Below are 7,052 nucleotides of genomic sequence, written 5' to 3' on the forward strand. Positions count from 1 at the left end.
ACGCCTTCCTGCGCTTCCGCCCCGCCCCGGCGCGGCGGAAGCGCAGGAAGGCGTGCATCTTGTGCAGGTCGCGCCCCACCGCCTTGCGCATCAGGTGCAGGCGGTGGACCAGGGGGTCGCTCGCCACCTCGGCGAGGTGGCGCTCGCCGTCGGCGACGCGCCGGATCAGCCGGTGGAGCAGGCCGTAGCGCTCGGGATCGCGGTGCATCACGACCGAGGCGACGAGGCCGGCCACCGCCCGCGGCAGGGCGAGCGCAGGGCCCGGCGCCGCCTCCGGCATCGCGTCGGGAAACAGCGACGGGGCCTCGCCCTCGACCCAGGTCACCGCCTCCGGCGGGACGCCCGCCGGGACGAGCCGCCGGACCGCCGCCCGGAACCCGTCGAGATCGGCGCCGGGTGCGAGCCGGATCGTACGGGCTTGAACGGTGCGAGCCTCCATCAGAACAGGCTCAGCTGGCGCGGCGGCTCGGCGAGGCGGGCGCGCAGGTCGAGCCGGTCGGTGAGCCGGGTCGGTGCGTAGTCGGCGGCGACGAGGAACGGCCGGGCGCGCTTGAGGCCGGAGGTCAGGCGCGCCACGTCGTCGAGCCGTAAGCTCGCGTGGCGGCGCGCCGTCACGATCTTGTCCACCGCCCGGACGCCGAGCCCCGGCACCCGCAGCAGCATCTCCCGGTCGGCCTTGTTGACGTCGACGGGGAAGCGGTCGCGGTTGCGCAGGGCCCAGGCGAGCTTGGGGTCGACGTCGAGGGCGAGCATCCCGGATTCCGTCGCCCCCGCCACGTCGTCGGGCGAGAACTCGTAGTACCGCATCAGCCAGTCGGCCTGGTACAGCCGATGCTCGCGCTGGAGCGGCGGGGATTGGCTCGGCAGGATCGAGGCGGCGTCGGGGATCGGGCTGAAGGCCGAGTAGTAGATCCGCTTCAATCCGTAATGGTCGTAGAGCCGGGCGCTGGTGCGGATCAACGATTCGTCGGTGCTGGCATCGGCGCCGACGATCACCTGCGTCGACTGCCCGGCCGGCGCGAAGCGGCGCTTCTCCTCCTTGGCCTGCAGGATGCGCTCGCCCATCTGGCCCATCGCGGTCTGGATCGCGGCGCCGTCCTTCTCCGGCGCCAGCCGCTCCAGGCTCGCCTCGGTCGGCAGTTCGAGGTTGATCGACAGCCGGTCGGCATAGAGCCCGGCCTGCTCGATCAGCCACGGGCTCGCCTCCGGGATGGTCTTCAGGTGGATATAGCCGCGAAAGCCGTGGCGCTGGCGCAGGGTCTTGGCCACCCGGATCAGCTGCTCCATCGTGTGATCGGGCGAGCGGATGATGCCGGAGGAGAGAAACAGCCCCTCGATGTAGTTGCGCTTGTAGAACTCGACCGTCAGCGTCACCACCTCGTCGACCGAGAACTTGGCCCGGCGGACGTTCGAGGAGCGCCGGTTGACGCAATAGGCGCAGTCGAACAGGCAGTAATTGGTGAGCAGGATCTTGAGCAGCGAGACGCAGCGCCCGTCCGGCGTGTAGGCGTGGCAGATGCCCGCCCCGGTGGTCGAGCCGAGCCCGCCGGCCTCGGCCTTGCGCTTCGGCGCTCCCGACGAGGCGCAGGAGGCATCGTACTTCGCCGCGTCGGCGAGGATGGTGAGCTTCTTCTTCAGGGCGTCGTCCATCCCCGCAACCTGGCCCTCGTTCCTGTTTCGTTCAAGGCGGAAGCGCGCCGAACCCCGTGGTCGAAAGCCGCATCCGAGACGCCCGGAACCCCCTGCCTGCCCCGCCGTTGTCCCGCTGATTGGAGCGTTTCTAATTCACGAGGAGATGCCGCATGGCGACGAACCCGTCCGCGAACTGCCGCAGCTGCCGCTACTTCGACGACCACAAGCTCAATGCCGGCGCCCCGCAGGGCGAGGAGGGCCTGTGCCGCTTCAATCCGCCGGTGAGCCAGCCGGACCCGCAGGGCCACGGCCTGTGGCCGGTGGTCTCGTCCCAGGATTGGTGCGGCCACTTCTCGCCGGAGATGATGGCGGGCGAGTGAGCCTTCCGCCGTCGCTGATCGTTCCAGGAAGCCGGCCTTCGAGGCCGGCTTCTCTGCGTCCGGGCCTCCGTCGGACCGGGCGGACGCGGATCGCTCGCCTCCCGTGCCGGGCGGAACCCCACCACCCCCGGCACGTTGCGCAGGCTCCCAAAACCGCCACGGATGGTTGCCCGATGCCGGACGATGTCACCGCCCTCTCGCGCCGCAGCCTGATGATGGCCGGGGGTGCCACACTGGTCGGCCTCGGGACGGCGTCGGCCCAAGGTGCGTCGGGCCAGGGTCTGCCCGGCCCAGAGCGGCCGGTCGATACCGGCAAGGTCGAGAACGGCCGGGTGAGCTTTCCGAACTGGCGCGGCCCCTCCGACCGCCCTGCTCCGCCCCCCGCCGCGCCGCTGCCGCCGGCCGAGCGGGTCGGGTTCGCGATCGTGGGCCTCGGCCGGCTGTCGCTCGAAGAAATCCTTCCGGCCTTCGGCGAGTGCCGCAAGGCCAGGCCCGTCGCGCTGATGTCGGGTTCACCCGACAAGGCCAAGGCGGTGGCGGCGCAGTACGGCATCAAGCCGGAGGCGGTCCACGGCTACGACGGCTGGGACGCGCTCGCCCGCAACCCGGAGGTGAAGGCCGTCTACATCGTCACCCCGAACGCGCTCCACCGCGACCAGGTGATCGCCGCGGCGGGCGCCGGCAAGCACGTCCTGTGCGAGAAGCCGATGGCGGTCTCGTCGGGCGAGGCGCGGGCGATGATCGAGGCCTGCGCGGCCGCGAAGGTGAAGCTGATGATCGCCTATCGCTGCCAGTACGAGCCCTACAACCGCGAGGTCGTGCGCCTCGTGCGCAGCGCCAAGTACGGCAAGGTCCGTCTGATCGAGGCGACCAACACCCAGACCATGAGCCTGCCCGAGCAGTGGCGCCTGAAGAAGGCGCTGGCCGGCGGCGGGTCGCTGCCGGATATCGGGCTCTATTGCCTCAACGGCGTACGGGCGCTGATGGGCGAGGAACCGGTCGCGGTCCAGGCGCAGATCCACTCGCCGGACGATCCGCTCTACCGCGAGGTCGAGGAGACGGTGGCCTTCACCCTGCGCTTCCCCTCCGGCGCGCTGGCGCTCTGCTCCACCAGCTACGGCGCGCACGAGACCCGCTCGCTGACCGTGCAGGCCGAGGGCGGCGCGATCGCGCTCCAGAACGCCTTCGCGTATCAGGGCCAGAGGCTGTTCCTCAGCCACCGCGAGGGCAAGGCCGAGGCCCGGGAGGAGCGGGTGCTCGGGGCGAAGAACCAGTTCGCCCTCGAGATCGACCACATGGCGACCTGCATCCTGGAGAACCGCACCCCCCGCACCCCGGGCGAGGAGGGGCTGCAGGACCAGATCCTGATGGAGGCGATCTACGAGGCCGCCCGCACCGGCCAGACCGTGGCGCTCAAGGGCCCGGAGCGGCGCCCGAGCCTGACCGACAAGGAGAAGGCCAGGGAGCAGGCAAGGGATCAGGCAAGGGAGCAGGACGCCAAGGGCCTCGACCCGACCCGCGGGCCGGAGCCGGAAGAGGCGGATTGAGGAGGCCGCGGCGCGGCCTCATCCGCCCCGTACGGCGATCGCCTCGACCTCCACGAGGTAGCCGTGGTGGAGTTCGGGCACCGGCACCACCGTGCGGGCCGGCTTCGCCCCGCCCATCACCTCGGCGTAGATCCGGTTGAACTCCGGCCAGTGCGCGACGCCGACGACGTAGGCGGTCACCCGGAGGATGCGCTCCGGCCCGCTGCCCGCCTCGGCCAGGATCGCGAGGAGGCTCGCGAGCGCCTGGCGCGCCTGGACCTCGAAGGGCTGGTCGGCCGTGTGGCTGCCGTCCGGCCGGGCGCCGAGCTGGCCCGACACGAAGACGAGGTCGCCCCAGGCCACTCCTTGCGAGTAGTGCCCGGCGGGTGCCGCGGCGTCCCGGGTGGCGAGGCGGGTGATCGGATCAGTCATGGGGGCTCCTACCAGCCGTTGATGCGGGGCCAGACGGCCGCGACGCGGTGATCCGCATCGAGGACGTGGTAGCGGTCGTGCTGCGCGCCGGTGGCGCAGGCGTGGTTGGGCAGGATGCGCACCTGCGCGCCGATCGGAAGGTCCGGCAGGTCGGCTCCCGAGCCCGTACGGACCGCCACGATGCCGTGCTCCTGGTTGGCGTCGCGCACCACGAGGTCGGGATAGGGCCGGCCGGCGGGGTCGCAGACGAGGCCGTAGCCCTGGTCGACGGCCTGGCGCGCCGTCCCGCGGTCGCGCGAGAGCGCCATCCAGCCGGCATCGACGATGATCCAGCCCTTCGCCCGCTGGTGGCCGATCACGGTGGCGAGCACCGAGACGGCGATGTCCGCCACCGCGACCGCGCCGATTCCGGCCTGAAACAGGTCGCCGAACATGAACACGCCGGCCCGGACCTCGGTGATGCCGGTGAGGTCGCGGGCGAACCGCGCCGTCGGTGTCGAGCCGACGCTCACCACCGGACAGGGCAGGCCCGCCGCCCGCAGGATCTCGGCCGCCGTCACGGCGGCGACGCGCTCGTCCTCGGCCGCCGCCGCCAGGGCGTCGGGGTCCGACAGGGCGTAGCTGTCGCCGGCATGCAGCATCACGCCGCGCAATGCGGCGCCGCTGCCGGTGAGCGTCCGGCCGATCGCCACCAGGGTGTCGCGGTCGCCCGGCGCGACGCCGGAACGGTGGCCGTCGGCATCGACCTCGATCAGCACCGGGAGCGCATCGCCGCTCGCGCGGGCATGGGCCGCCACCGCCTCGGCCTGGTCGAGGCTGTCGAGGATGACCGCGAGGTCGGTGCCGCCGGCCCGGATCGCCGCGACCCGGGGAAGCTTCGCCGGAGCGATGCCGACCCCGTAGATCATGTCGCGCACCCCGCCCGCCGCGAAATACTCGGCCTCGCGCAGGGTCGAGACGATGGCGGGACCCGTCGGCGACGCCATGGCGAGGCGGGCGACGTCGAGGGACTTGGCGGTCTTGAGATGCGGGCGCAGGGTCACGCCGAGCCCGTCCAGGTGTGCTCGCATCCGCGCGACGTTGCCGCGCAGGATCGCCTTGTCGAGGAGCAGGCAGGGCGTGTCGAGGGCGTGGAGCGGGGTCGGTTCGGCCATGGTGCGTGGGTCGCTCTCGTGTCGTCCGGGGTGACGACAGGAACCACGACGCGCCGGGGAGCGCCATTAACGCCGCCTGCCTTCTGCATTAAGAGCAGACTTAATGCTCGCGACCGACGACCTCCGCTTCTTCCTCGCCGTGGCCGAGGCGCCCTCCCTCGCCGCCGCGTCGCGGGCCCTCGACGTGTCGCCGCCCGCGGTGACGCAGCGCCTGCGCGCCCTCGAGGAGCGGCTCGGCACGCATCTCGTCGATCGCGCCGGGCGCCACCTCGCGCTCACCGGCGAGGGCGAATTGCTCGCCGAGCGCGGCCGCGCCATCCTCGACGCGCTCGGCGAACTCGACGAGGCTTTGGCCGCCCGGCGCGGGCAGGTGGTGGGTCACCTGCGGGTCGTGGCGCCGCTGGGCTTCGGGCGCCGCCACGTCGCCCCGGTCGCGGCGGCGTTCCAGGCGGCGCATCCCGAGGTCGCGATCGACCTCACCCTGTCCGACCGCCTCGGCGGCGTGCCGGAGGGCACCTTCGACCTCGCGGTGCATGTCGGGGAGATCGCCGGGGCGGCCCCCGGGCTGATCGCCCGGCGGCTCGCCCCCAACGCCCGAATCGTCTGCGCGGCTCCGGCCTACCTCGCCGCCCGGGGGGAGCCGTCCGTGCCCGACGACCTGCGCCGGCATGCCTGCATCGCGCTGCGCGAGAACGACGAGGACGTGACCCTGTGGCGCTTCGCCCGCGACGGGCGCGAGGCGCGGGTACGGATCGAACCGCGCCTCGCCAGCAACGACGGCGAGGTGGTGCGCGGCTGGGCGCTCGCCGGGCGGGGCGTCATCCTGCGCTCGGAATGGGACGTCGCCGACGACCTGCGGGCGGGCCGCCTCGTCCGGCTCCTGCAGGATTTCGCGGCGCCGGAGGCGCCCGTCGTGGCGCTCATCGGCGCCCGCCCCCGCGCCCGCGCCGCCCGCCCCCGCCGCTTCCTCGACGCGCTCGCCGCCGCCCTCGACCCGGCCCCCTGGCGCGAGCCCGCGGGGTGAGCCGCAGGCTTCACGCGAACGCGATGCGGGCCGGCCTCGCCAGCGCCACGGAGTCCGGGTAACCCGGAGACCATGCCCGCCCGTCCCCTCGCCCTCCTCGCCCTTCTCGCATCCTGCCTCGTCCTCGGGTCCGCCGGGGCGCAGGCGCAGGTCACGGGACGCTCGAAATACGCCGATCTCGTCCGGGCCGAGCTGGTGACCCAGGAGGGCGCGGTCGCCCCCGGCTCCCCCCTCACCGCCGGGGTGCGCCTCACGATGAAGCCGGGCTGGCACGTCTATTGGCGCAACCCGGGCGATTCCGGCCTGCCGCCGGAGATCGCCTGGACCCTGCCGGCGGGGTTTGCCGCCGGGGCGGTGGAATGGCCGGCGCCGGAGCGGATCCCGGTCGGCGACCTGATGAATTTCGGCTACGAGGGCGAGGTGCTGCTCACGGTGCCGCTGACGGCGCCCGAGACCCTCGGGCCGGGGCCGGTGAGCCTCAAGGCCAAGGTCTCCTACCTCGTCTGCGAGCGCGAATGCGTGCCCGGCGAGGCGAATCTGTCGCTCGGCCTGCCGGTCGCCCCCGCCGGCACCAGCCCGCGGCCCGATCCCCGTACCGCGGAGCTGTTCGCGCAGGCCCGGGAAAAGGTGCCGGTGCCGGCACCCTGGCCGGTGCGGATGAGCGAGGGCGGCGCGAACCCGGTCCTGACCCTCGACGCGCCCGGCCTCCGGGCGCGCGACATCGCGTTCTTCCCCTATTCCGAGACCGCCCTGGAGCATGCCGCCCCGCAGGTCGCGACCAGCGACGCGGCGGGCCTGCACCTGCGGCTGCAGCGCAGCAGCCAGGCCGCCCCCGACGCCCCGGCGCCCCGCGCCGACGGCGTGCTGACCCTGACCGAGGAGACCGCCTCCGGCCCGGTCCGCC

General features: G+C 73.2%; 8 protein-coding genes. 4 read left to right on the forward strand and 4 right to left on the reverse strand.

Going from position 1 to position 7,052, the window contains the following annotated elements:
* Both QR78_RS25630 and QR78_RS25635 read right to left on the reverse strand, forming a co-directional pair.
* The coding region (locus QR78_RS25630; RefSeq protein ID WP_048430427.1) for a DUF4130 domain-containing protein at positions 1-439 on the reverse strand (439 nt) is incomplete at its 3' end.
* Positions 439-1,650: a putative DNA modification/repair radical SAM protein gene (locus QR78_RS25635; protein ID WP_048430428.1), complete on the reverse strand. Its 1,212-nt coding sequence runs from the start codon at positions 1,648-1,650 to the stop codon at positions 439-441. The genes QR78_RS25630 and QR78_RS25635, both read right to left, overlap by 1 nt.
* 152 nt (positions 1,651-1,802) lie before the next feature.
* Here QR78_RS25635 and QR78_RS25640 point away from each other — a divergent pair, with 152 nt between their 5' ends.
* Complete coding sequence (locus QR78_RS25640; protein ID WP_048430429.1) at positions 1,803-2,012, forward strand: hypothetical protein; 210 nt, start codon at positions 1,803-1,805, stop codon at positions 2,010-2,012.
* Positions 2,013-2,185: 173 nt separating this feature from the next.
* Positions 2,186-3,559, forward strand: coding sequence for a Gfo/Idh/MocA family protein (locus QR78_RS25645; protein WP_082171671.1), 1,374 nt, complete (start codon positions 2,186-2,188; stop codon positions 3,557-3,559).
* An 18-nt stretch (positions 3,560-3,577) separates the two neighbouring features.
* On the opposite strand, the gene QR78_RS25650 is transcribed toward QR78_RS25645, so the two are convergent.
* Positions 3,578-3,970, reverse strand: a complete 393-nt coding sequence (locus tag QR78_RS25650) for a RidA family protein (RefSeq protein ID WP_048430430.1) — start codon at positions 3,968-3,970, stop codon at positions 3,578-3,580.
* Positions 3,971-3,978: 8 nt separating this feature from the next.
* Positions 3,979-5,124, reverse strand: coding sequence for a DSD1 family PLP-dependent enzyme (locus QR78_RS25655; protein ID WP_048430431.1), 1,146 nt, complete (start codon positions 5,122-5,124; stop codon positions 3,979-3,981).
* A gap of 103 nt (positions 5,125-5,227) precedes the next feature.
* Here QR78_RS25655 and QR78_RS25660 point away from each other — a divergent pair, with 103 nt between their 5' ends.
* Entirely contained in the window at positions 5,228-6,148 is a 921-nt protein-coding gene (locus QR78_RS25660) for a LysR family transcriptional regulator (RefSeq protein WP_048430432.1), read from the forward strand.
* A gap of 72 nt (positions 6,149-6,220) precedes the next feature.
* A partial coding sequence (locus QR78_RS25665; protein ID WP_048430433.1) for a protein-disulfide reductase DsbD domain-containing protein occupies positions 6,221-7,052 on the forward strand: 832 nt, incomplete at its 3' end.

The sequence above is a fragment of the Methylobacterium indicum genome (assembly GCF_001043895.1).
Taxonomy (GTDB): domain Bacteria; phylum Pseudomonadota; class Alphaproteobacteria; order Rhizobiales; family Beijerinckiaceae; genus Methylobacterium; species Methylobacterium indicum.